The sequence below is a fragment of the Methylobacterium sp. DB0501 genome (assembly GCF_011043735.1).
Taxonomy (GTDB): domain Bacteria; phylum Pseudomonadota; class Alphaproteobacteria; order Rhizobiales; family Beijerinckiaceae; genus Methylobacterium; species Methylobacterium alsaeris.
In genome coordinates this window covers 160,994-185,916 of the sequence record NZ_JAAKGV010000002.1, presented here as the reverse complement: position 1 = coordinate 185,916, position 24,923 = coordinate 160,994, and the positions used below count along the sequence as shown (strand labels likewise).

General features: G+C 70.6%; 21 protein-coding genes. 14 read left to right on the top strand and 7 right to left on the bottom strand.

The window, feature by feature from the left end; genetic code table 11:
* Positions 1–64: 64 nt before the first annotated feature.
* Positions 65–1,366, top strand: coding sequence for a pitrilysin family protein (locus G4G93_RS04700; protein ID WP_165081680.1), 1,302 nt, complete (start codon positions 65–67; stop codon positions 1,364–1,366).
* Between the two features lie 30 nt (positions 1,367–1,396).
* Here G4G93_RS04700 and G4G93_RS04695 read toward each other — a convergent pair whose 3' ends face one another.
* Positions 1,397–1,870, bottom strand: a complete 474-nt coding sequence (locus tag G4G93_RS04695; RefSeq protein ID WP_165081678.1) for a cupin domain-containing protein — start codon at positions 1,868–1,870, stop codon at positions 1,397–1,399.
* Between the two features lie 96 nt (positions 1,871–1,966).
* Positions 1,967–3,295 carry an FAD-binding oxidoreductase gene (locus tag G4G93_RS04690; RefSeq protein ID WP_165081676.1) on the bottom strand — a complete coding sequence of 443 codons (1,329 nt, stop codon included), beginning with the start codon at positions 3,293–3,295 and terminating at the stop codon, positions 1,967–1,969.
* A gap of 243 nt (positions 3,296–3,538) precedes the next feature.
* On the opposite strand from G4G93_RS04690, the gene G4G93_RS04685 reads away from it, so the two are divergent.
* The 7 genes from G4G93_RS04685 to G4G93_RS04655 all read left to right on the top strand — a co-directional run bounded on the left by G4G93_RS04685 (position 3,539) and on the right by G4G93_RS04655 (position 9,140).
* On the top strand, positions 3,539–4,399 hold the full coding sequence (locus G4G93_RS04685) for an urease accessory protein UreD (RefSeq protein WP_165081674.1): 861 nt from the start codon (positions 3,539–3,541) through the stop codon (positions 4,397–4,399).
* A gap of 85 nt (positions 4,400–4,484) precedes the next feature.
* Entirely contained in the window at positions 4,485–5,105 is a 621-nt protein-coding gene (locus G4G93_RS04680) for an urease subunit gamma (protein ID WP_165081672.1), read from the top strand.
* Entirely contained in the window at positions 5,102–5,662 is a 561-nt protein-coding gene (locus G4G93_RS04675; protein WP_165081670.1) for an HD domain-containing protein, read from the top strand. Before G4G93_RS04680 ends, G4G93_RS04675 begins: the two co-directional genes overlap by 4 nt.
* Positions 5,662–7,389, top strand: a complete 1,728-nt coding sequence (ureC, locus tag G4G93_RS04670) for an urease subunit alpha (RefSeq protein ID WP_165081668.1) — start codon at positions 5,662–5,664, stop codon at positions 7,387–7,389. The genes G4G93_RS04675 and ureC overlap by 1 nt, the downstream gene beginning before the upstream one ends.
* Before the next feature lie 27 nt (positions 7,390–7,416).
* Positions 7,417–7,917, top strand: coding sequence for a DUF29 domain-containing protein (locus G4G93_RS04665; protein WP_165081666.1), 501 nt, complete (start codon positions 7,417–7,419; stop codon positions 7,915–7,917).
* A gap of 28 nt (positions 7,918–7,945) precedes the next feature.
* On the top strand, positions 7,946–8,461 hold the full coding sequence (locus tag G4G93_RS04660; protein WP_165081664.1) for an urease accessory protein UreE: 516 nt from the start codon (positions 7,946–7,948) through the stop codon (positions 8,459–8,461).
* Positions 8,406–9,140, top strand: coding sequence for an urease accessory UreF family protein (locus G4G93_RS04655; protein ID WP_165082060.1), 735 nt, complete (start codon positions 8,406–8,408; stop codon positions 9,138–9,140). The genes G4G93_RS04660 and G4G93_RS04655 overlap by 56 nt, the downstream gene beginning before the upstream one ends.
* Before the next feature lie 7 nt (positions 9,141–9,147).
* On the opposite strand, the gene G4G93_RS04650 is transcribed toward G4G93_RS04655, so the two are convergent.
* Positions 9,148–9,438, bottom strand: a complete 291-nt coding sequence (locus G4G93_RS04650) for a BrnA antitoxin family protein (RefSeq protein ID WP_165081662.1) — start codon at positions 9,436–9,438, stop codon at positions 9,148–9,150.
* Positions 9,419–9,706 carry a BrnT family toxin gene (locus G4G93_RS04645; RefSeq protein WP_312891702.1) on the bottom strand — a complete coding sequence of 96 codons (288 nt, stop codon included), beginning with the start codon at positions 9,704–9,706 and terminating at the stop codon, positions 9,419–9,421. The genes G4G93_RS04650 and G4G93_RS04645 overlap by 20 nt, the downstream gene beginning before the upstream one ends.
* A gap of 285 nt (positions 9,707–9,991) precedes the next feature.
* On the opposite strand from G4G93_RS04645, the gene G4G93_RS04640 reads away from it, so the two are divergent.
* From G4G93_RS04640 to G4G93_RS04630, 3 genes are read left to right on the top strand one after another with little or no spacing between them, the layout of a single operon-like run.
* Positions 9,992–10,666 carry a 2Fe-2S iron-sulfur cluster-binding protein gene (locus G4G93_RS04640; RefSeq protein ID WP_165081660.1) on the top strand — a complete coding sequence of 225 codons (675 nt, stop codon included), beginning with the start codon at positions 9,992–9,994 and terminating at the stop codon, positions 10,664–10,666.
* Positions 10,667–10,676: 10 nt separating this feature from the next.
* Positions 10,677–11,645 carry a xanthine dehydrogenase family protein subunit M gene (locus G4G93_RS04635; RefSeq protein ID WP_165081658.1) on the top strand — a complete coding sequence of 323 codons (969 nt, stop codon included), beginning with the start codon at positions 10,677–10,679 and terminating at the stop codon, positions 11,643–11,645.
* A gap of 22 nt (positions 11,646–11,667) precedes the next feature.
* Positions 11,668–13,893 carry a xanthine dehydrogenase family protein molybdopterin-binding subunit gene (locus G4G93_RS04630; protein ID WP_165081656.1) on the top strand — a complete coding sequence of 742 codons (2,226 nt, stop codon included), beginning with the start codon at positions 11,668–11,670 and terminating at the stop codon, positions 13,891–13,893.
* A gap of 17 nt (positions 13,894–13,910) precedes the next feature.
* Here the strand turns inward: G4G93_RS04630 and G4G93_RS04625 are convergent, their stop codons facing one another.
* Complete coding sequence (locus G4G93_RS04625; RefSeq protein WP_165081654.1) at positions 13,911–15,116, bottom strand: ABC transporter substrate-binding protein; 1,206 nt, start codon at positions 15,114–15,116, stop codon at positions 13,911–13,913.
* 345 nt (positions 15,117–15,461) lie between these two features.
* Between G4G93_RS04625 and G4G93_RS04620 the strand changes: the two genes are divergently transcribed.
* Complete coding sequence (locus G4G93_RS04620; protein ID WP_246736544.1) at positions 15,462–16,607, top strand: alpha/beta hydrolase; 1,146 nt, start codon at positions 15,462–15,464, stop codon at positions 16,605–16,607.
* A 243-nt stretch (positions 16,608–16,850) separates the two neighbouring features.
* On the opposite strand, the gene G4G93_RS04615 is transcribed toward G4G93_RS04620, so the two are convergent.
* Positions 16,851–19,007 (bottom strand): methyl-accepting chemotaxis protein, encoded by a 2,157-nt coding sequence (locus G4G93_RS04615; RefSeq protein ID WP_165081652.1) that lies wholly within the window; start codon positions 19,005–19,007, stop codon positions 16,851–16,853.
* Positions 19,008–19,274: 267 nt separating this feature from the next.
* A complete protein-coding gene (locus G4G93_RS04610; protein ID WP_165081650.1) occupies positions 19,275–19,889 on the bottom strand; it encodes a TetR/AcrR family transcriptional regulator in 615 nt (204 codons plus the stop codon).
* 88 nt (positions 19,890–19,977) lie between these two features.
* Between G4G93_RS04610 and G4G93_RS04605 the strand changes: the two genes are divergently transcribed.
* Positions 19,978–21,228, top strand: a complete 1,251-nt coding sequence (locus G4G93_RS04605; RefSeq protein ID WP_165081648.1) for an efflux RND transporter periplasmic adaptor subunit — start codon at positions 19,978–19,980, stop codon at positions 21,226–21,228.
* 355 nt (positions 21,229–21,583) lie between these two features.
* Positions 21,584–24,775: an efflux RND transporter permease subunit gene (locus G4G93_RS04600; protein WP_165081646.1), complete on the top strand. Its 3,192-nt coding sequence runs from the start codon at positions 21,584–21,586 to the stop codon at positions 24,773–24,775.
* Positions 24,776–24,923 lie beyond the last annotated feature (148 nt).

Sequence of the window (24,923 nt, the reverse complement as noted above, 5' to 3'; positions counted from 1 at the left end):
CCCCGGGGCGCGCCCGCGCCGCCGGGCGGTCCCCTATCGATTGCGACCACAACAAGAGGTCCTCATGACCCCGGCCGACGCCGTCTCCCGCAGCACCGCCGCCCCGGCGTCCCCTTCCTCCCCGACCCAGGCGCACGCCGTCCTGTCCGCCCGCGGCATCGAGGCCTGGCACGTCGCGTCGCCGATCGTCCCGTTGATCGCGCTCGCCTTCACCTTCGAGGGCGGCGCCGCGCAGGATCCCGAGGGCAAGGCCGGCACCGCCCAGATGCTGGCCCGCCTCCTCGACGAGGGCGCCGGCCCGCACGATTCCGACGCCTTCCAGGAGCGGCTGGCCGCCCGCGCCATCGAGCTGAGCTTTCATGCCGGGCCGGACGCGATCGGCGGCTCGCTCAAGATGCTGGTCAAGCACGCCGACGAGGCAATCGAGCTGCTCGCCCTGGCGCTGGCCCAGCCGCGCTTCGACCAGGCGGCGATCGAGCGGGTGCGGGCGCAGATGCTCGCCGGCCTGCGCTATCAGCAGAACGACCCCGGCGTGATGGCCTCGCGCCGCTTCTTCTCGGAAGCCTATCCGGGCCATCCCTACGGCCGGCCCTCGTCCGGCACGATCGAGAGCGTGTCGTCGATCTCCCGCGACGACCTCGTGGCGATGCACCGGCGGCTCATCGCCCGCGGCCGGGTCAAGGTCGCGGCCGTCGGCGCGATCGACGAGGAGGCGCTGCTGCGCGCCCTCGACGCCGCCTTCGGCGCCCTGCCGGAGGGCGGCGCGCTGACCGCGGTGCCGGCGACCCGGATCACGGGCTTGGGCCGGCGCATCGTCGTCGATCTCGACGTGCCGCAATCGGTCCTGCGCTTCGGCACCGACGGCGTGCCGTGGCGCGATCCCGACTTCATTCCGGCCTACGTGCTCAACCACATCCTGGGCGGCGGCGCCTTCACGTCGCGGCTGTTCCAGGAGGTGCGCGAGAAGCGCGGCCTCGCCTACTCGGTCGGCACCTCGCTGGTGAGCCACCGCGCCGCCTCGATGACCTGGGGCTACACCGCGACGAAGAACGAGCGCGTCGCCGAGTGCCTGACGGTGATCGCCGACGAGATCGCGCGCCTGACCGGCGACGGCCCCTCCGACGACGAGTTGCAGAAGGCCAAGGACTACCTCACCGGCTCCTACGCGCTCGGCTTCGACACCTCGACCAAGATCGCCCACCAGCTGGTGCAGATCGCCTTCGAGGGCCTCGGGATCGACTACATCGCCCGCCGCAACGGGCTGATCGGCGCGGTGACGCAGGACGATATCCGCCGCGCGGCGGCCCGGACGCTGGGCGACGGCAAGCTGCTGGTGGTGGCGGCCGGCCGGCCGACGGCGATGTGAGCGGCGGGGCTGACCCCTCGGTCAGCCCCGCTACGCCATCACGTCCCCCTCCGGCGGCCGCAAGCCGTCGAGTTCCGGCAGCAGCACCACGCTCTCCTGCTCGTTCGGATCGGTACGGGCGATCACCGCCGTGCAGGTCTCGGTGCGGCTGGCATTGTAGGGCAGGTGCGGCACGCCGGCCGGGATGTAGACGAAGTCGCCGGCGCGGCTCCACAGGTGGTGCTCCAACTGCGGACCGTACCAGGTGCCGGCGACCCCCGAGAGCACGTGCAACGCCGTCTCGTGCGCCTCGTGCAGGTGGGCCTTGGCCCGCGCCCCCGGCGGCAGGGTGACGAGCTGCATGTGCAGCCCCTTCGATCCCACCGATTCGGCCGAGACCGCCGGCGCATAGGTCAGCGCCTGCTTGCCGACGATGGCGGGGCCCGGGCGCACGACCCGGCAGGTGCCCGCCGACGAGATGGCTTCGAGTGGCAGTGCGTCCGGTGACAGGGTGTCAGATGACATGGCGCGTCCTCCGCGTGAGCGGAGGAGAGTGTATGTGGATTCGGCGCGGCGGGCGCGCGGCTTCGCGCAGCGCCCGCCGCGCCGGACGGGTGACGCCTAGAACTCCGCCACCTTGCCCCAGGCCGAGGACCCGAACCGGTCCGGATGATAGGGCTTGGGATCCACGATCGGGTCGGCGCCGGACACGATATCGGCGATGAGGTGGCCGGCGCCCGGCCCGATGCCGAAGCCGTGGCCGGAGAAGCCCGCCGCCAGGACGAGGCCGGGCACGCCCGTCACCTCGCCGATGCCCGGCACGCCGTCGGGAGTCGAATCGACGTAGCCGGCCCAGGAGGCGGTGATCGAGGTCTCGCGCAGGGCCGGCAGCATGTCGAGGGCGCGGCGGTGGGTCTCGGCGATGAGCTTCGCGTCGGGGCGCGGGTCGAGGATGCGCATCCGCTCCATCGGCGTCGGCTGGTCGAGGCGCCATTTCTTCACGCCCTCGTGGCCGCTGCGCCAGGCCTGGGTGCCGCCCGGCGCCAGGACGCGCCAGCGCTTGGCGAACATCGGCACGAATTCGCGTGCGAACAGGATCTGCTGCGGGGTGGGATCGACGCGGGCACGGCCGCTGATCGCCAGGTTGTAGCCGCCGCTCTCGCCGCGGCGCGTCAGCGAGATTCCGGCGGTGTACATCGCATCCGGCAGGCCGGACACGTTGGGGCCGACCGCCATGATCGACTGGCGCACCGCCGATTGCGGGAAGCGGATGCCGAGCTGGCGGACGAAGGACGACGCCCAGGCGCCGCCGGCCATCACCACCTTACGGGTGCGGATGGTGCCCTTCTCGGTGACCACGCCGCAGACCCGGCCGCCCTCGAGCTCGAGGCCGCGGGCGGCGCAGAACTGGTGCACGGTGCCGCCGTACTTCATCACGCCGAGGCCTGCGACCGGTACCGCCCGGGAGGTGTCGGCGATGCCGTCGGTGGGCGAGAACACGCCGCCCTTCCAGTTGCGCCCGGTGGCCTTGCCGTGCTGGCGCGCTTCCGCCGCGCTCAGCACGTTGGTGACCACGCCCTCGCCGGCCGCGAAGTCGCGCCACTTCGCCCAGCGCTCGATCTCGGCCTCGTCGTTGCTGAGGTAGAGCAGGCCGCAGCGGCGGAAGCCCACATCCTCGCCGATCTCGGCCTTGAGACGGTCCCACAGGTCGAGGCTCTTGGTCGCCATCGGCAATTCGCGGGCGTCGCGGTTCTGTTGCCGGCACCAGCCCCAGTTGCGGCTCGACTGCTCGGCCCCGATGCGGCCCTTCTCGACCAGGGCGACGCTCACGCCGCGGCGCGCCAGGTAATAGGCCGTGAAGGTGCCGACCACGCCGCCGCCGATCACCACGACCTCGGCGGAGGCCGGCAGGTCCGGGGTGGTCTCGATGTGGAGGAGAGGTGCAGGCATCGTGGGCTCCCGTTGATGGGGGGAGCCTAGCAGGGGGCTCCGGGCGAAGACTCCGGACTCCCCGGGCCCGGCGGCAGATTCTGCCGCGCGCCGGCCGGTCCGCCGGCATCATCCGGCACCGCGGGACCATGCCCGGGCCCTGCCGGGGGCATATCATATCCCGCCGGGGGGTTGCCTGCGGGGCCGCCGGCGCGGTCTAAGCGTGGCCGAGGGCGGTGCTCACGCCCGTCGCCGGGCTTCCCGATGCTGCATTCTCCCGTCCCCGACGCCTTCCGCCGCCAGCGCTCGATCGGGCACGTCGCGCTCGCGGTGGCGCGGATGCCGGGCGGTGCCACCCGCACCACCGACCTCGCCGAATCCGGCCCCTTGCGCCTGCGCCTGCCGCGGCCGGAGCGGAGGCTCGGGGCCTGGCCGATGGAGGCGGTGCTGCTCAACAGCGCCGGCGGCATCGCCTGCGGCGACCGCTTCGCGATCGAGGCGCGGCTGGCGCCGGGCTCGGACCTCGTGCTCACCACCACGGCGGCGGAGAAGATCTACCGCTCGGACGGACCGGTGACGCGGCTCGACGTCGACCTCACCCTGGAGAGCGAGGCGGCTCTCGCCTGGCTGCCGCAGGAGACGATCCTGTTCGACGGCGCGCGCCTCGCCCGCAGCTTCACCGCCGAGATCGCGGCCGATGCGCGGCTCACCCTGTTCGAGGCCCTGGTCTTCGGCCGCGCCGCGAAGGGCGAGGTGATGCGCGACGGCGCGTTGACCGATTCCTGGCGCCTGCGCCGGGCCGGGCGCCTCACCTATGCCGACACCTTCCGGCTGGAAGCCGACATCGCCGGCACGCTCGCCAAGAGGGCGGTCGCCGGCGGCGCCCGGGCGATGGCGACCCTGCTCCACCTCGCCCCGGACGCGGAAAGCCGGCTCGACCAGGCCCGCGACCTGATCGCGGCCGCGGGCTGCGAGGATCTCGCGGTCGAGGCCGGGGCGAGCGCCTGGAACGGCATGCTGGTGCTGCGCCTGCTCGGGGCCGAGATCGGCCCCTTGCGCCTCGCCGCCGCGCGGATCCTCGAAGGTTTTCGCGGTCGGCCGCTGCCGCGAGTCTGGCAGACCTGACGGCTCGGTTCTTGCGTGCACAATCTTGCCTCGGCCTCACGCCTCGGCGAAGGATGAAGGCCCCAAAGACCGGAGAGATTCGCCCGTGCTGCTGACCCCCCGCGAGAAGGACAAGCTCCTCGTCGCCATGGCGGCGATGGTGGCCCGCAACCGCCTGTCCCGGGGCGTGAAGCTCAACCACCCGGAGGCGGTGGCGCTGATCACCGACTTCGTGGTCGAGGGCGCCCGCGACGGCCGCACCGTCGCCGAGCTGATGCGGCTCGGAGCCCGGGTCCTCACCGCCGACCAGGTGATGGAGGGCGTGCCGGAGATGATCCACGACATCCAGGTCGAGGCGACCTTCCCGGACGGGACCAAGCTCGTCACCGTCCATCACCCGATCCGCGGCACCCCCGCCACCGACGTGCCGGGCGAGGTGACCACGCCCGACGGCGAGATCGTGTTCAACGAAGGCGCACCCCGCACGGTGATCGAGGTCGCCAATACCGGCGACCGTCCGATCCAGGTCGGCTCGCATTACCACTTCTTCGAGGTCAACCCGGCGCTCCGCTTCGACCGCGACAAGGCCCGCGGCCAGCGCCTCGACATCGCGCCCGGCACGGCCGTGCGCTTCGAGCCGGGCTCGACCCGGGAGGTGGTGCTGATCCCGATGGGCGGCGGGCGCGCGGTGTACGGGTTCCGGGGCGACGTGATGGGGGCTTTGTGAGCCCCTACGACACGGTGCTGCGCGATCACGTGGCGCTCGTCGCGCGGGCGGCCGATTTCGCGGCCCGCCGGCATGCGGACCAGCGCCGGAAGGGGGCCGCCCGGGAACCCTACGTGAACCACCTCGCGGAGGTCGCCGCGCTCCTCGCCGACACCGCGGACGCGCCGAATGCCTGGGTGGTCGCGGCCGGCTGGCTCCACGACACGATCGAGGATACCGGCACGACCCACGAGGAGCTCTCAAGCCTCTTCGGGCCCGTCGTCGCCGATCTCGTCGCCGAGGTCACCGACGACAAGTCGCTGCCCAAGGCCGAGCGCAAGCGCCTCCAGGTCGAGCGGGCGTCGCACAGGTCGCCGGATGCCAAGGCGATCAAGATCGCCGACAAGATCAGCAATCTGCGATCCATGGCGTCGAGCCCGCCCGACGACTGGGATCGGACACGGGTCCTCGATTACGTCACCTGGGCCGAACGCGTCGTGGCCGGATGCCGCGGCACCAACACGGCCCTCGAGTCCATCTTCGATCAATCCGCCGTCGCGGCGCGGAGAGTGGTTTGATGTCCAACACCCCCAAGCCCGCCAGCCTCCCGCGCGCCGCCTATGCGGCGATGTTCGGACCGACCAAGGGCGACCGCATCCGCCTCGCCGACACGTCCCTCGTCATCGAGGTCGAGCAGGACCACACCCGCTACGGCGAGGAGGTGAAGTTCGGCGGCGGCAAGGTGATCCGCGACGGGATGGGGCAGAGCCAGGCGAGCAACGCGGGCGGCGCCGTCGACACCGTCATCACTAATGCCGTAGTCCTCGATCATTGGGGCATCGTGAAATGCGATGTCGGGCTGAAGGGCGGGCGCATCGCGGTCCTCGGCAAGGCCGGCAACCCGGACATCCAGGACGGCGTCACCATCGTGGTCGGGCCGGGCACCGAGGTGATCGCCGGTGAAGGAAAAATCCTCACCGCCGGCGGGTTCGACAGCCATATCCACTTCATCTGCCCGCAGCAGATCGACGAGGCGCTGAATTCCGGTGTCACCACCATGCTGGGCGGCGGCACGGGGCCGGCCCACGGCACCTTCGCCACCACCTGCACCCCCGGGCCCTGGCACATCGCCCGGATGATCGAGGCGGCGGACGCCTTCCCGATGAACCTGGCGTTTGCCGGCAAGGGCAACGCCTCGAAGCCCGACAGCCTGGAGGAGATGATCCGGGCCGGCGCCTGCGCGCTCAAGCTGCACGAAGATTGGGGCACCACCCCCGCGGCGATCGATTGCTGCCTGTCGGTGGCCGATGCCCACGACATCCAGGTGATGATCCACACCGACACGCTCAATGAATCGGGCTTCGTCGAGGACACGATCGCGGCGTTCAAGGGCCGCACCATCCACGCCTTCCACACGGAAGGAGCGGGCGGCGGCCACGCCCCGGACATCATCAAGGTGGCGGGGCTCGCGAACGTGCTGCCCTCCTCCACCAACCCGACGCGGCCCTTCACCCGCAACACCATCGACGAGCATCTCGACATGCTGATGGTGTGCCACCACCTCGACCCGTCGATTCCGGAAGACCTCGCCTTCGCCGAGAGCCGGATCCGCAAGGAGACGATCGCCGCCGAGGACATCCTGCACGATATCGGCGCACTCTCGATGATGTCGTCGGACAGCCAGGCGATGGGCCGGGTCGGCGAAGTCATCATCCGTACCTGGCAGACCGCCGACAAGATGAAGCGCCAGCGCGGCGCGCTTCCGGGCGACGCATCGGGCAACGACAACGCCCGCGCCAAGCGCTACGTCGCCAAGTACACGATCAACCCGGCCATCGCCCATGGCATCTCGCGCCATATCGGCTCGGTCGAGCCCGGCAAGCTCGCCGACCTCGTGCTGTGGTCGCCGGCCTTCTTCGGGGTGAAGCCGGACCTGATCATCAAGGGCGGCGCCATCGCGGCGGCCCCGATGGGCGACCCCAACGCCTCGATCCCGACGCCGCAGCCGGTGCATTACCGCCCGATGTTCGGCGCCTTCGGCCGGGTGCCGGCGACGACGGCGCTCACCTTCGTCTCCAAGGCGGCGATCGAGGCGGGCTTGCGCGAACAACTCGGAGTGGCGAAGCAAATGGTCGCGGTCGAGAACGTGCGCGGCGGCATCTCGAAGAAGAGCATGATCCACAACGACGCCACCCCGGTGATCGAGGTCGATCCCGAGACCTACGACGTGCGCGCCGACGGCGAATTGCTGGTCTGCGAGCCCGCCGAGGTGCTGCCGATGGCGCAGCGCTACTTCCTGTTCTGAGCTATCCTGGCGGGCAGGAGCGACACCATGCCCAAGCTCGCCATACCTGAGCTCGCCGGGCGGGAGGCGCCGGAGGCCGGCGTCCCGCCCGAGACGGATCACTTCCTCTGGACGCAAGGACAGGCCGCGCTGATCCGGGCCGGCCGCTGGGCCGGGCTCGATCGCAAGGCCCTGGCCGAGGAGATCGCCGATCTGGGCGGGTCGCAGACATCCGAGATCCGCTCCCGCCTGACCGTCCTGCTGCATCACCTGCTGACATGGGAACATTCGCCGCAGCAGCGGACATACGGCTGGCGCGCCACCATCGTCGAGCAGCGCGTGAGCCTGGACGACGTCGTGACGATGAGCCCGAGCCTGCGCGCCTGGCCGGCCGAGGTTCTGGCCAAGGCCTACCGCCTCGCCCGGGTGCGGGCGGCCGACGAGACCGGGGTGCCGGCGCGGAGCTTCCCGCCGGACTGCCCCTATACCCTGACGCAGATCCTCGACGGCCGGTTCGATCCGGGTCCGGAGAAACCGGATGTCGTCTGATTTTTCCTGAATGGAACCCCATCACCCCATGATCCGCGCCACCCGCGTCATCCGCCGCGACGCCCTCGGCTCCGGCGAGATCGTCGACCGCATCGTGCTCGATTCCGGCGACCGCCACCGCCGCCGCATGGCGATGCGGGGGGTCGGCGGCCTCGCCTTCCTGCTCGACCTGCCCGAGCCGGCCATGCTCGACGACGGCGACGCACTCCGACTGGAAGACGGCCGCCTGGTCTGGGTCGAGGCGGCGCCGGAAAAGCTCCTGGAGATCCGCGCGCCCTCCGACCACGCCCTCAAGCGGCTGATCTGGCATATTGGCAACCGGCACATCCCGGCCGAGATCGGCCCGGACGCGCTCTGGATCGCCTACGACCACGTGCTCGCCGCGATGGTCGAGGGCCTGGGTGGCAGCGCGACCCCGGTGGAGCGGCCGTTCCGGCCCGAGGGCGGCGCCTATGCGGGCGGGCATTCCCAGGATCACGCCCATGACCATGGACACGATCACGGCCACGGGCATCACCACCATCACGACCATTCCCATGGCTGAGCGGGTTTCCGACGCCCTGGTGCTGCTGGCCTGGCTCTCGCCGGGCTATCCGGTGGGAGCCTACGCCTATTCGCACGGCCTCGAATGGGCCGTGGAGGCCGGCGACGTGCGCGACGAGGCAAGCTTGCGGGACTGGCTCGCCGACGTGCTGGAGCACGGCGCCGGGCGCAGCGATGCGATCCTGGCCGCCCACGCGCACCGGGCCGCGGGGGCGGGCGATGCCGGGACCTTGGTCGCCGTCAACGACCTCGCCCTGGCGTTGAGCCCATCGCGAGAGTTGCACCTCGAGACCAGCCAGCAGGGCCGCTCGTTCCTCGACGCCACCCGCGCCGCCTGGGACGTGCCGCGCCTCGCGGATCTCGCGTCCCATCTCGACGGGGCGGTGGCCTATCCGGTCGCCGTCGGCGCCGCCGCGGGAGCCCACGGGCTCGAGCGCGGCACGGTGCTGGCGGCCTATCTCGCGGCCTTCCTCCAGAACCTCGTCTCGGCGTCCTTGCGCCTCGCCCCCGTCGGCCAGACCGCCGGCACGCGGGTGGTCGCCGCCCTGATGCCGCGGGCCGCGGTCCTGGCGCGTGCCGTGCAGGACCTGCCCCTGGACGAGGCCGGGACGGCGACGGTCCGGCTCGATCTCGGCTCGTTCCGGCACGAGACGCAGTATACGCGAATCTTCCGGTCGTGAGACGCCGTCAAGCGGAGCGTTTGACGGCCTCGTCGACGTAGCGGCGCAGCACGCGGCTGATTTCGGCCTGATACCCTTCCTTGCCCGAGGCATGCCGTTTGAACCACGACACGACATCGCCATCGAGGCGGATCGTCACCGCCTGCTCGACGGGAGGACGGCCTGGGCCTCGCCGCGCATGGCGCCAATTCTCGGCCGGCGCCTCCGGGATGTCGTCCGTATCGATCTCGTGATCCGGCCGGGCTGCGAGAGCGGCCAATTGCTCCAATTCCTCCGCGCTAAGCACCGTCCTGCTCATAGCGCTTCCTTTCGTGAGTGGTCGCGCGCCGCGCCCCGATGATGCGAATGACAAGATCGTCATCCGGATCCGGATATGTATGAACGACAACCAGGATCGTCACCGCTCCCACCATCCCGAGCACATGCCGGCGCTGCTCGCCCGCTTCGATGCGGTCCGGCACGATGACGTGGAGCGGATCGTCCCAAACCGCCATCGCAGCGTCGAAGGAAACGCCGTGCTTGACGAGGTTGCTGCGCGCCTTGGCGGGATCCCATTCGAACCGCACGACCAGCCTCCAGTCGTCCACGGATCGTTAACGTTACGTCAGTGAAGGTTCGTGGCGCGAAGAGTTGTGGCACGAAGGACGGAGGCGCGGACCATCGCCACGGTGCCCCCCAGCGTCGAAGTCGCCCGGTGTGGATGCCCGGCTGGGCACGTGATGCCGCACCCGTGCCCCCTCCGGGACCCCTCCACCCTCCAGAACGTTTGGTGAGCAATCGCGTCGCGGCCCAACGGCCGAGCCGGCGCAGGCGCCCTCGCGCCGTCACCTCGACTCGGGCCGGGAGGCACCATGGATCAATCGGATTCCGCGCCGCGACTGACGCGCCGGAGCGTACTGGAGAGCGGCGTCGCGGCGGCTGCGGTGCTGGGCTTTTCCGGCCGTGTCCAGGCCGCTGCCCCTTCGGCACTGCAGGTGCCCCCGGCGCTGGCCGCCGAGCCGGCGACGCCCCGCATGCCGGTGACCCTTCAGGTCAACGGCCAGGCGCGGCCCCTCGAGGTCGATCCGCGCACCACGCTCCTCGATGCGCTCCGCGAGCGCATCGGCCTCACCGGCTCGAAGAAGGGCTGCGATCACGGCCAGTGCGGCGCCTGCACGGTGCTGGTGAACGGCCGGCGGATCAATTCCTGCCTGACGCTGGCGGTGATGCACGAGGGCGACGAGATCCGGACCATCGAGGGCCTGGCGGAAGGCGATGCCCTGCACCCGCTTCAGGCCGCCTTCGTCCGGCATGACGGCTTCCAGTGCGGCTACTGCACGCCCGGCCAGATCTGCTCGGCCGCCGGCATGCTGAACGAGGCCAAGGCCGGCTGGCCCAGCACCGTGACGCAGGATCTCACCGCGACCGTTGCCCTGACCGATGCGGAGATCCGCGAGCGGATGAGCGGCAACATCTGCCGCTGCGCCGCCTATCCGAACATCGTCGCGGCGATCCGGGATGCCGGCGGCGCGGCGACCCGGCTCTGAGGGGGCGACCATGAAGGCTTTCACCTACGAGCGCCCCGCCAGCGTGGCCGAGGCCGCCAGGGCCGTCGCCGGGCAGCCGAATGCCCGCTTCATCGCCGGGGGCACCAACCTCCTCGACCTGATGAAGCTGCAGATCGAGACGCCGGCCCACCTCGTCGACGTCAACCGCCTGCCGCTCGATAAGATCGAGGCGACCCCGGACGGCGGGCTTCGCATCGGCGCCATGGTGCGGAACTCGGATCTGGCCGCCGACGAGCGGGTGCGGCGCGATTACGGCGTGCTCTCCCGCGCGCTCCTCGCCGGCGCCTCGGGCCAGTTGCGCAACAAGGCGACCACCGCCGGCAACCTCTTGCAGCGCACCCGCTGCCCGTATTTCTACGACACCGCGATGCCGTGCAACAAACGCCAGCCTGGCTCCGGCTGCTCGGCGCTCCAGGGGTTCAACCGCATCCTGGCGGTGGTCGGCACCTCGGAGCACTGCATCGCCACCCACCCCTCGGACATGGCGGTGGCCATGCGGGCGCTCGACGCCACGGTCGAGACCGTGACGCCGGAGGGCGCCGAGCGACGGATCCCGATCGCCGACCTGCATCGCCTGCCCGGCGACACGCCGCAGGTCGAGACGACCTTGAAGCCCGGCGAGATCATCACCGCGGTGACCCTGCCGGTGCCGGTCAAGGGCCGCCACGTCTACCGCAAGGTGCGGGACCGTGCCTCCTACGCCTTCGCCCTCGTGTCGGTGGCAGCGGTGATCGAAGCCGACGGCGATAAGGTGCGCTCGGCCCGCCTCGCCTTCGGCGGCCTCGCCCACAAGCCCTGGCGGGTGGCGGAAGCGGAAGCAGCCTTGGTGCGCGAGGGCGTCGGCGCTGCCGGCGAGGCGGCCCTGCGGGGCGCCCGCGGCTACGGCGCCAACGACTTCAAGATCCCGCTCGCCAAGCGCACCCTCGCGGCGGCCGTCGCGGACGCGATGCGCGCCTGATCGCCGGACTCGGAGAACAGCCATGGACATGAGCCAGCCGATCGGCGTCACGCCCCTCGACACGCAACCCGACGGCCCGGTGGGCCGGCCGATCGACCGGGTCGACGGCCCGCTCAAGGTCACCGGGCAGGCGACCTACGCCTACGAGAGCCGGGAGATGGCAAATCCCGGTTACGGCTTCGTCGTCACGGCGACGATCGCCAAGGGTCGCATCCGCGACATAGACACCGCGGCCGCCGAGCGGATGCCGGGCGTCGTCCATGTGCTCACCCACCGCAACGTGCCGCCCCAGGGCGAGAGGAAGGAGCAGGTCGGCCCGCTCCTGGCCGATACCGAGATCGGGCATTGGGGCCAGCCGGTCGCCCTCGTCGTCGCGGAGAGCTTCGAGGAGGCCCGCGCCGCGGCCGCCGCCATCCGCGTCGCTTACGACGAGCAGAAGGGCGCCTACGTCCTCGCCGACGCGCTGGCCGAGGCGAAGAAGCCCGAGAAGGCGAGGACGCCGCCGGATTCGTCCCTCGGCGATTTCGAGGCCGGCTTCGCCGCCGCCCCGGTCAAGATCGACGCGCGCTACACCACGCCGGTGCAGAGCCATGCGATGATGGAGCCGCACGCCACGATCGCGACCTGGGAGGGCGATCACGTCACCCTCATCACCGCCAACCAGATGCCGAATCGCGGCCAGGACGCCCTCGCCTCGGTGTTCAAGCTGCCGAAGGACAAGGTCCGGTTGATCAGCCGCTTCGTCGGCGGCGGGTTCGGCGGCAAGCTCCAGCCCCAGGCCGACGCGATCCTGGCGGCTTTGGCCTCGAAGAACCTGAACGGCCGGCCGGTGAAGATCGCGCTCACCCGCCAGCAGGTCTTCCACGTCACGTCGCGGCGCTCGGACACGGTGCAGCGGGTCCGCCTCGGCGCCGACCGGGACGGCAAGCTCTCGGCCATCGCGCACGAATCCTGGTCCGACACGGCGCCGGGCGACAGCTTCTTCGAGACCTCGGCCAACGTCACCCGCTCGCTCTACGCCGCGCCGAACCGCCTGACGGCGCATCGTCTGGCGAACCTCAACTTGCCGCTCGCCTCCTCGATGCGGGCGCCCGGCGAGGCGGTCGGCATGCTGGCCTTCGAATGCGCCATGGACGAACTGGCCGAGGCGCTGAACCTCGATCCGATCGAGCTGCGCATCCGCAACGAGCCGGCCCAGGACCCGGAGAAGCACGTCCCGTTCTCGACCCGCCAGCTGGTGCCCTGCCTGCAGGAGGGCGCGCGCCGCTTCGGCTGGGACAAGCGCAACCCGAAACCCGGTGCGACCCGGGACGGCCAGTGGATGGTCGGTACCGGCGTCTCGGCGGCGGCCCGCCTCAACCCGCTCCAACCCGCCAAGGCGCGGGTGCGCCTCGACCCCGACGGGACGCTCACCGCCCGGATGGCGATGACCGATATCGGCACCGGCACCTATACGATCCTGAGCCAGATCGCCGCCGAGATGCTGGGCGTGCAAGTCGCGCAGGTGCGGATGATCCTCGGCGACACCGCCGATCCGATGTCGTCCGGATCCGGCGGCTCGTTCGGCGCCGCCTCGTCCGGCTCGGCGCTCTACATGGCCTGCGAGGCCCTGCGCGGGCAGCTCCTGGCGAAGACCGATCTGGAGCCGAAGAACGCGGTCTTCTCCGAGGGTCGGATCACCTCGGGCAACCGCTCGGCATCGTTGCGCGACCTGATCGGCTCCGGCCTGGAAGCCGAGGGCGAGATCAAGCCGGGCGAGAACGAGAAGAAATTCTCGCAATATTCCTACGGCGCGCATTTCGCCGAGGTCGGGGTCGACGCCGACACCGGTGAGATCCGGCTGCGGCGGATGCTCGGCGTGTTCACCGGCGGGCGCATCCTCAACCCGAAGACCGCGCGCTCGCAGGCGATCGGCGGGATGGTGTTCGGCGTCGGCGCAGCCCTCATGGAGGCGATCGAGGTCGATCCCCGCTACGGCACCTTCGTCAACCACGACCTCGCCGAGTACCACGTCCCGGTCCATGCCGACCTGCCGGACATCGACGCGGTGTTCCTGCCCGAGCTCGACGACAAGGCGAACCCGCTGAAGAGCAAGGGGCTGGGCGAGCTCGGCATCTGCGGCGCGGGGGCCGCGGTGGCGAACGCGGTCTACAACGCGACCGGGATCCGGATCCGGGATTATCCGCTGACCTTGGACAAGATCCTGGAGGGGTTTGCCGCGAAGGAGACCGGGCAGCGGCGGGCGTAGCGTCTCGGAGCCATGCCTCAGCTCTTGCCGACCAACGGGCAGCCGCCCTGATTCAGCGGCTTGAAGGCCTGGTCGCCGGGAATCGTCGCGAGCTTGTTGTAGACGTCCCAGGGGCCCTTCGACTCGGAGGGCTTCTTGACCTCGAACAGGTACATGTCGTGGATCGTGCGACCGTCGGGCCGGATGGTGCTCCTGCCGAACAGCGGATCGTCGGCCGGGTTGGCCTTCATCCAGTCCATCACAACCTTGGCGTCCTTCGACTTCGTCGCCGCCACCGCCTTTAGGTAGTGCATCAGCCCGCCATAGACGCCGGCCTGGTTCATGCTCGGCATGTTGCCGTTCGCGCGCTTGGCGAAGCGCTCCGAGAAGGCCCGGGTCCCGTCGTTCAGGTCCCAGTAGAAGGCTTCCGTCAGCACCAGCCCCTTGGCGACCTCGAGGCCCAGCGCCTTGGCGTCCTGGGCGTAGAACAGCAGCGCCGCGAGCTTCTGCCCGCCCTGGGTGATGCCGAATTCATGCGCCTGCTTGACGGCGTTGATCGTGTCGCCGCCGGCATTGGCGAGACCGATCACCTTGGCGCCCGATCCTTGCGCCTGGAGCAGGAAGGACGAGAAGTCGCTCGCCGGGAACGGCACCTTGGCCGCGCCGAGGACCTTGCCGCCGTTGCGGGTGACGACGGCGGCGGTCTCGTTCTGGAGCGATTGCCCGAAGGCGTAGTCGGCGGTCAGGAAGAACCAGGTATCGCCGCCGCGCTTGACCATGGCGCCGCCGGTGCCGTTGGCGAGCGCGTAGGTGTCGTAGGTCCAGTGGACGGTATTGGGCGAGCATTGCGGCCCGGTCAGGTCGGTGCTGCCGGCGCCGGAATTGATGAAGATCTTGTTCTTCTCGCGGGTGATCTGGCTCACCGCGAGGGCGACGGAGGAGGTCGGGACGTCGAAGATGGCGTCGACGCCGTCCCGGTCGTACCATTGCCGCGCGATGCCGGCGCCGACATCCGGCTTGTTCTGGTGATCGGCCGCCACGATCTCGACCGTGACGTCCTTGTTGTTGGCCGCGAAATCTTCCACCGCCAGTTGCGCCGCGGCGACCGAGCCCTTTCCGCCGATATCCGAGTAGACGCCCGACATGTCGTTCAGGACGCCGACCTTGATCTTGATCTGCGCCAGAGCGGGCAGCGCCGAGAGCACGAGGCACCCGGCGGATAACAGCAACCGCTTCACGATCATCACATTTCCTCCCGACCCGTCATTATTGTTCGGACAGGAGGCGACACGCGGCGGCGATCGTCAAGCGCGACGATCGTTCGGGGGGACGACCGGCGCCCTTGGCGCGATCGCGACGCGGAGCGGCGGCATGCATGGGCGGCATCGCCGATCCCTGTGCAACCGTCGTCGCGCGCCCTCATCAGATTTCGCCAGAGCGGTTGCCGGTTCTGCGATAAAAATCCGCGACAAAACAAGAGTCTACGCGGACGAAGCGTTGGCCTGCCAAGGCAAGTCTGCTTAGACTCTCCCTCGGCCGCCGAGCGTCGCACGAGACGGTGCGGGCGGTCTCCAGGGAGGAACGAGCTCATGGTGTTTCATTCGCGCCGCGTCACCGGGCTGGCTGTCCTGGCGGGCCTCGCCGCCGTCACGTCCGCGGCCGCGCAGAACGCCCCGCCACAGGATGCCACGGCGCAGGTGACTCCGGCCCAGGTGACTCCGGCCCAGGTGGCTCCGGCGCAGGCGGCTCCGGCTCCAATGACGGGGCCCTTGCAGGTGCCGGCCAAGAGCGTGCCGGTGCCGGGCGACGTCAGCCCGCAGATGGCGAAGATCATCGGCGCGCCGCTCCGCCAGAACTGGGCCATCCAGCCGAAGACCGGCGAGGAGTGGAAGCCGGTCGCCGAGGCGGGTGCGGCGGCGCTCGCCAAGCAGGTGCCCGGGATGCTCGCGCGCCTCAAGGTCAAGGTCGAGCGCACCACCATCGACGGCGTGCGGGCCTTCATCGTCACGCCGGACGACATCCCGGCGGCGAACCGCGACCGGGTCCTCGTCCACGTCCATGGCGGCTGCTACGTGCTCAATCCCGGCGAGGCCGGCCTGCCGGAGGCGATCTTCATGGCCGGGTTCGGCCGGTTCAAGGTGATCTCGGTCGATTACCGGATGCCGCCTGAGGCGACCTATCCGGCCGCCCACGACGACGCCATGACGGTGTGGAGGGCGGTCGTGAAGACGACCGACCCGAGGAAGACGGCGATCTTCGGCACCTCGGCGGGCGGTGCGCTGACCCTCGCCATGGTGCTGCGGGCCAAGCAGGAGGGGCTGCCGCTGCCCGCGGCGATCGCCCCCGGCACGCCGATGTCGGACACCACCAAGGTCGGCGACAGCTTCGTCACCAATGCGATGCTCGACAACGTGCTGGTCTCGCCCGACGGCTTCTGCGACGCCGGGGCCAAGGTCTACGCCAACGGTCACGACCTGAAGGACCCGATGCTATCGCCGGTCTACGGCGACATGCACGGCTTTCCGCCGACGATCCTGACCACCGGCACCCGCGACCTCCTCCTGTCGAACACCGTGCGGGTGCACCGCAAGCTGCGGGAGGCCGGCGTCGAGGCCGTCCTGCAGGTCGGCGAGGGGCAGTCGCACGCCCATTACATCCGCGACGACACGGCGCCGGAGACGAAGGCGGTGTTTACGGAAATCGCCGGCTTCTTCGACCGGCATCTCGCCAAATAGCGCCGTCGCCGAAAGCCTCGATACCGGTTCCGGACGAGGGCTTCGGGAGAGGGTATCGATCGGGCTTCGTGTGGATGGCGCAACGGACCCGACACCCTGCATGTCGTTCCGGGCTCCGCCGCGCGGGCCCCGGGATGGACTTCGTTGCGGGTGCGCCGGCTTCGTCCGAGCCGGTCGAGCGGGCTCGCAAGGGGGACCGTTGACCCCGGCGCGCCCCCTTTCCCCGGGGGCGCGCCGGACCCGTCAGGCGGCGCGAACGCTGGCGAGGAAGCCGTCGACCTCCTGGCGCAGGCGGGCGCACTGGTCCGTCAGGTCGTCGGAGACCCGCGCCACCTCGGCGGCGGCGCGGCCCGCGGTGCCGGCGGCGTCGGCGACCGCGCCGATGTCGCTCGTCATCGCGGCGGTGCCGTCCGTCGCCTCGGCCATCTGGCGTACGATCTCGTGGGTCATCGTGCCCTGCTCCTCGATCGCCGAGGCGATCCCGGTCGAGACCTGGCTCATCGCCTCGATCTGGGCGGTGACGCCGGTGATCGCCTCCCCGGCGCCCTGGCTGGTGGACTGGATCGCCGCGACGTGGCGTCCGATCTCGTCGGTGGCCTTGGCGGTCTGACCGGCCAGTTCCTTCACCTCCGCGGCGACCACCGCGAAGCCGCGTCCCGCCACGCCGGCGCGGGCCGCCTCGATGGTGGCGTTCAGGGCCAGAAGGTTGGTCTGCGAGGCGATCTGGGAGACGAGGCCGACAACGTCGCCGATGCGGGCGGCGGCGGCGGACAGCTCCGCCATCGTACCGCCGGCATCCCGCGCCTGCGCCACCGCCTCGGCCGACATCCCGGCGGCCTGGGTGACCTGGCGGCCGATCTCCGCCACGGTCGCCCCGAGTTCCTCGGCCGCCGCCGCGACGGCGCCGACATTGCCGCTGGTCTGCCGGGCGACCGCCGCGACGCTGACCGAGCGGGACGACGTACCCTCGACCGCCTGGGTGACGGCGCCGGAGGCGCCGGCCAGCCCCTCGGCCGCTCCCGACACGCGGGCGACGATGGCGCCGACCGAGACTTCGAACCGGTCGGCGAGGTCGCGCAGCAGGCTGCGCCTGGCCTGCTCCTCGCGCAGCCGCGCCGCCTCGGTGGTCTGGAGCTGCTGGGCCGCCTCCTCGAGGGAGACGTCGCGGATCATCACCACCGCCCGGGCGATGTCGCCGATCTCGTCGCGGCGCCGGACGCCCGGCACCTCGTCGAGGGTCTGGCGGGCGGCGAGGGCCTTCAGCGCCCCGGTCAGCGCGGCGAGCGGACGCACGATCGCCCGCGACATCACGAGACCGAGCAGCGCGGTGCCGACGAGCACGCCGAGGCCGATCAGCACGAGGATCCGCGACAGGGCGTCCACCTCCTGGAGCGCCTCGGCCTCGGACTGCTCCGCCACCATCGTCCAGCGCGCGCCGAGCACCGGCACGGCGGCGCTCACCGCCATGCGGCGGCCCGTCGGCGCCTCGTAGGAGAACGCCGCCTGCGCCGCGACCCGGTCCGGGGTGATGCCGAGGTCGCCCGAGAGCGAGCCGGCCGCGACGCCCGTCGCGAGGGGAGGCTTGGCCCGCAGCCGTCCGTCGGGGCCGATCGCGAGGGTCTGGCCGGTCTCTCCGAGGCCGGCGCGCTGCGACATGGTCTGGTCGAACAGCGCGGGCGCGATCCGCATCACGACGTAGCCGGCGCGCTCCACCGCCTGCGCGGTCCCCATGGCGACGTTGGCGCGCCGGCTCATCGGCTTGCCGACGAAGGCCGAGGGACCGCTGCCGACCGGGTAGGCGGCGAAGTCCGCGACGGAGACCGCGTCGGGGCCCGCTGCCTTCATCTGCTCGAACAGCCGGGCGAGGCCGGTCCCGCGCAGGGCCGGATCGGTGACCGAGGCGGCGAAGTCGTCGCCCTTGGTCGCCGTGTAGACGATCCGGCCGTCGGGATCGAGGAACATCAGGTCGGCGTAGCCCGGATGGCTCAGGAGCTTGCGGGCGATCTCCTGCACCTTGCCGTGCCGGCGGCCATACATCGTGTTCGTCGTCGCGCCGTCGAAGGCGAGCCGCGCCTCGACGCTCGTCGGCGCCCGGAAGGCCGCGAGGATCGCGGCATAGTCGGGCTTGCCCGGATCGAGGGTCTCGATCAGGTCGGTGAAGTTCGAGGCCACCTGCGGATGGCCGGCCGCGGCGACGAAATCCGCCTGGGCCCGCTCGGCCGTCATGGCGATGCCCTGGCCGGTCGCGGTCGCGGCGAGCCGCAGCGTATCCTGGACGGACGAGACGAGGCTGCTTTTCGCGGAATACCAGCTCAAACCGCCCATCACGCTCGCGCTGACGAGCGCGAGCCCGACGATCGTGGCGGGCAACCTGACGGCCAGCTTGGATAAGGACAACATGCGGTGATCCAGGTCGCGACGTGCGGATAGCCGTTCAAGGCTCGAGAATCGGGGCCGGTGCCCCTCTGCCGTCAGAGTGCCGGGATCGCGATAATTTTCAGTGAAAGGTTCCAGACTGCGTCACCACTGCGTCAGGCGTAACCGTTACCCAAAGGTGGGGGCAAACAATCCCGGGGAGTCCCCGAGTCGCGCATGGAAACGCGGCCCGGGGTACGAAGACTGTATCAAATGAAAGCGGTGTGTCGTCGGCTGGCACGGCGCGGCCGGTCACGCCGGCGCCTCGCCCGCTCCGCGCCCGCGGGGAAACGCCGCCAGCGACACCCGCGCCACCTCCCGAAGCGCCTCCCGGTCGGCGCCGGACGAGGCCAGCACCCCCATGCCCGAGGCGACCGTCGACAGGAAGCGCGCGAGCGCCGCCGGGTCGCTGCCCTCGGGCAGGTCGCCTTCGTCCCGCGCCCGCAGGAACCGCCCGCGCAATTCGGTCTCGGTCTGGGCGCGGCGGGCGGCCAGCTCGAACGGGATGTTCTCCGAGCCGGCGCCGCAGGCGAGCCCGCCCTGGACCAACAGGCAGCCGGGCGGGTTGGCCGGGTCGGTGTGGCTCTCGGCGATGCTCGACAGGAAGCGCTCGGCCACGTCGCGGGCGGTCGCGCCCTCGAGCACGTAGCGCATGTGCGCGGAGCGGCGCTCGGCGTAGCGGTCGAGGGCGGCCTTGAGGAGGCCCTCCTTGCTGCCGAACGCGGCGTACAGGCTCGGCGGCTTGATGCCCATCGCCTTGGTCAGCATCGCCAGCGTCGCCCCGTCGTAGCCGTGGCGCCAGAACACCTCCATCGCCTCGTCGAGGGCCTTTTCCGTGCAGAAGGCCCGGGGCCGCCCCATCGTCATCGTCCGCTGGCTCCAACTTTTGTAACGAGTGGTAGATAAGTCTCTTGACGGCCGGCGTCCATGCCGACATGTGTAACGTATCTTACAGATGTCGGAGCCGGTCGTGCACCCCGAACCTGCCGTCGTTCCCTCCCGCCTTCCCCGCCTCGCCGCGTCCGGCCTCGCCCTCGCGCTGGTCGCGGGCGCCTCCTCCGCTTACCTGCCTCTGCCGCGCTTGTCCTCAGGGCAGGCCGTCGCCGCCACGCCCCCCGCCGAGCCGGCGGTCCCGGTGCCGGTCGCCGCGATCGAGCCCCGCGACGTGGTGTTGTTCGACGAGTTCTCGGGCCGGCTCGAGGCGGTCGAGCGGATCGACGTGCGGGCCCGTGTCGGCGGCGCCGTGCAGGCGACGCATTTCTCGGAAGGCGACCTCGTGAAGGCCGGCGACCTGCTGGTGACGATCGATCCCGCGCCCTACGCCGCCGAGGTCCAGCGGCTCGACGCCCAGGTGGCGGGCGCCGAGGCGCGCCTGGCGCTCACCGCGAGCGACTACGAGCGCGGCCAGCGCCTGTCGGACCAGCGCATCGTCACGGCGCGCGACCTCGACGTGCGGGCGAACGCCTTCAAGGAGGCGAAGGCCAATCTCGATGCCGCCCGGGCGACCCTGGCCTCGGCCCGCCTCAACCTCGACTACACGCAGGTGCGGGCCGCCGTGGGCGGCCGGGTCGGGCGCCGGGAGATCACCCCGGGCAACCTCGTGGCGACGGGGGCGGGCGCGGCGGTGCTGACGACCCTCGTCTCGGTCGATCCGATCCATGCGAGCTTCGACGCCGACGAGACCGTGGTGCTGAAGGCGCTGTCCGGCATCGCCGAGCCCACCGGCCGGCGCGGCAAGCTCGACCGCATCCCGGTCGAGATGGTCACCGCCGACGGCGAGCGCGCGACGGGGCACCTCCAGTTCATCGACAACAAGGTCGATGCCCGCAGCGGCACCGTGCGGGTGCGCGCCACCTTCGCCAATGCCGACGGGCACCTGATCCCGGGCCAGTTCGCCCGCCTGCGCCTCGGCCAGGCGGCGCCCGAGCGCCTGCTCCTCGTCGACGAGCGGGCCGTCGGCACCGACCAGGACAAGCGCTTCGTGCTGGTGGTCGGGGCCGACAACCGGACCGAGTTCCGCGCCGTCACGCTCGGCCGGTCGGTCGAGGGCTTGCGGATCGTCACCTCGGGCCTGTCGGGGGGCGAGCGGATCGTCGTCAACGGCCTGCAGCGGGTGCGCCCGGGCAGCCTCGTCAGCCCTTCGCCCGTGACGATGGGGGCGCGGCCGATGCAGGAGCCGGGGACGGGGAAGCTGGCGCAGCGGTAAGGGGAGCGGGCCCACGACGTCGGCGACGGCCCTCTCATCCTCCATCGGCATTCCGGGGCCGCGAAGCACGACGAATGCGACTCCGAATCGAGTCTCGCAATCTGCTGCAGTTAAAAAACCAATCTTAGTTCCCCTCTCCCGTACGGGCGAGGGGATAGGGGTGAGGGTGTGACACTTCCCAAGTCTATCTTGGACCGTTCAGGTCCCAGCACCCCGATCAGTGCTCGATCCTGAACCGCATCACCCTCACCCCTGCCTCTCTCCCACACGGGAGGGAGGATCCCGCGATCATTCCCGATCCCGGGACGTGGATGGCATCCGTCTTCCGCGATCCCTCTCGCCCCCGGAGGGCGGCATGAACCTCTCCAAGTTCTTCATCGACCGCCCGATCTTCGCGGGCGTGCTCTCGGTGCTCATCTTCATCGGCGGGCTGCTGTCGCTGTTCGCGATGCCGATCTCCGAATACCCGGACGTGGTGCCGCCGTCCGTCGTGGTGCGGGCGACCTTCCCGGGCGCCAACCCCAAGGTCATCGCCGAGACCGTGGCGACGCCGATCGAGGAGCAGATCAACGGCGTCGAGGGCATGCTCTACATGTCGAGCCAGGCGACGACGGACGGCATCATGACGCTGACCGTGACGTTCCGGCTCGGCACCGATCCCGACAAGGCGCAGCAGCTGGTCCAGAACCGGGTCGCGCAGGCCGAGCCGCGGCTGCCGGCGATCGTGCGCCAGCTCGGCATCGTCACGGTGAAGTCCTCGCCCGACCTGACGATGGTGGTCCACCTCGTCTCGCCCAACGGGCGCTACGACATGACGTACCTGCGCAACTACGCGGTGCTCAACATCAAGGACCGGCTGGCCCGCCTCGACGGCGTCGGCCAGGTGCAGCTGTTCGGCTCGGGCGACTACGCGATGCGGATCTGGCTCGATCCGCAGCGGGTCGCCGAGCACGGCCTGTCGGCCGGCGACGTGGTGCGCGAGATCCAGGCCCAGAACGTCGAAGCGGCCGCCGGCACCATCGGCGCCTCGCCGGCGATCCCCGGCCTCGACCTGCAGCTCTCGCTCAACGCCGAGGGGCGCCTGACCAGCGAGGAGCAGTTCGGCGACATCGTGGTCAAGACCGGCGAGAACGGCGAGATCACGCGGTTGCGCGACATCGCCCGGATCGAGCTCGGCGCCGCCGATTACGCGCTCCGCTCGCTCCTCGACAACAAGGCGGCGGTGGCCCTGCCGATCTCGCAATCGCCGGGCTCGAACGCGATCCGGATCTCCGATGCGGTCCGCCGCACCATGGCGGAGATTAAGCAGACCATGCCCGAGGGGGTCGATTACGAAATCGTCTACGACCCGACCCAGTTCGTGCGCGCGTCGATCGAGGCGGTGATCCACACCCTGCTCGAGGCGGTCGCCCTCGTGGTGCTGGTGGTGATCCTGTTCCTCCAGACCTGGCGCGCCTCGATCATCCCGCTTCTCGCCGTGCCGGTCTCGATCGTCGGCACCTTCGCGGTGATGCACGCCTTCGGCTTCTCGATCAACGCGCTCAGCCTGTTCGGCCTCGTGCTCGCCATCGGCATCGTCGTCGACGACGCGATCGTGGTGGTGGAGAACGTCGAGCGCAACATCGAGGCCGGCCTGTCGCCCCGCGACGCCAGCGACCAGGCGATGCGCGAGGTCTCCGGACCCATCATCGCCATCGCGCTGGTCCTGGTGGCCGTCTTCGTGCCGCTCGCCTTCATCAGCGGGCTGACGGGCCAGTTCTACAAGCAGTTCGCGCTGACCATCGCGATCTCGACCGTGATCTCGGCGATCAACTCGCTGACCCTGTCCCCTGCCCTCTCGGCCCTGCTCCTGAAGGACCACCACGCGCCGAAGGACCGGCTGACCCGAACCCTCGACACCCTGCTCGGCTGGTTCTTCCGCCGCTTCAACCGCGTCTTCGGGCTCGCCTCGAACGGCTACGGACGCGGCGTCGGCGGGGTCATCTCGCGAAAAGGCGCGATGATGGCGCTCTACCTCGTCCTCGTCGGGCTGACCGCATTGCTGTTCCGGCAGATCCCCGGCGGCTTCGTGCCGGGCCAGGACAAGCAGTACCTCGTCGGCTTCGCGCAGCTGCCCGACGGCGCCACCCTCGACCGGACCGAGGAGGTGATCCGCCGTATGAGCGAGATCGCCCTCAAGGAACCCGGCGTCGAGAGCGCGGTCGCCTTCCCGGGCCTGTCGATCAACGGCTTCACCAACTCGTCGAATTCGGGGATCGTGTTCTCGACCCTCAAGCCCTTCGAGGAGCGGAAAGGCCCGGGGCTCGACGGCGCGTCCATCGCGCAGTCGCTCAACAGGAAATACGCCGCGATCCCCGAGGCGTTCATCGCGATGTTCCCGCCGCCGCCGGTCAACGGCCTGGGCACCATCGGCGGCTTCAAGCTGCAGATCGAGGACCGGGCCGGGCTCGGCTACGAGGCGCTGAACGAGGCGACGAAGGCCTTCCTCGCCAAGGCCGCGCAGGCGCCGGAGCTCGCCGGCCTGTTCTCGAGCTTCCAGATGAACGTGCCGCAGCTCTTCGCCGACATCGACCGGACCAAGGCGCGCCAGCTCAAGATCCCGGTCACCGACGTGTTCGACACGCTGCAGATCTATCTCGGATCGCTCTACGTCGACGACTTCAACAAGTTCGGCCGCACCTACTCGGTCCGGGTCCAGGCCGACGCCCCCTTTCGCGCCCGCTCCGACGATGTGGGCCTCCTGAAGGTGCGGGCGGGCTCGGGCGAGATGGTGCCGCTCTCGACGCTGCTGCGCGTGCGCCAGACCGCCGGGCCCGAGCGGGCGATGCGCTACAACGGCTTCCTCACCGCCGACATCAATGCCGGCGCGGCGCCCGGCTACTCCTCCGGCCAGGCGCAGGAAGCGGCGACCCGCATCGCCGCCGAGACCCTGCCGCGCGGCTTTTCCTTCGAGTGGACCGACCTCACCTACCAGGAATTCATCGCCGGCCATTCGGGGGCGTGGGTGTTTCCCCTCGCCCTGCTGCTGGTCTTCCTGGTGCTGGCGGCGCAGTACGAGAGCCTCGCCCTGCCGCTGGCGATCCTCATGATCGTGCCGATGGGCCTGCTCGCGGCGATGACCGGGGTCTGGCTGTCGTCGGGCGACAACAACGTCTTTACCCAGATCGGCCTGATCGTGCTGGTCGGGCTCTCGGCCAAGAACGCGATCCTGATCGTCGAATTCGCCCGGGAGCTGGAATTCGCCGGCCGCGATCCGGTCCAGGCGGCGATCGAGGCGAGCCGCCTGCGGCTGCGCCCGATCCTGATGACCTCGATGGCCTTCATCATGGGCGTGCTGCCCCTCGTCACCGCGACGGGGGCCGGCTCGGAGATGCGGCGCGCCATGGGCGTCGCAGTGTTTTCCGGCATGATCGGGGTGACGGCGTTCGGGCTGTTCCTGACGCCCGTGTTCTACGTGCTGCTGCGGCGGCTCACCGGCAACCGGCCGTTGCGGCAGCATGGCGGGCATGGGGCGGTGGCGGAGGCCCCCATCGCCGAGGTGGTGTGAGGCGAGGGAGGCGGCGTTTCACCCGACCGTCCTGCGCCCTCCTCGTCGTCCCGGGGCCGCGCAGCGGAACCCGGGATCCATCACCACTCACGATGCAGGGCGATGCCGGAACCGAACCGCCTCGTTCTCGTACGTCGGCGGCTATGGA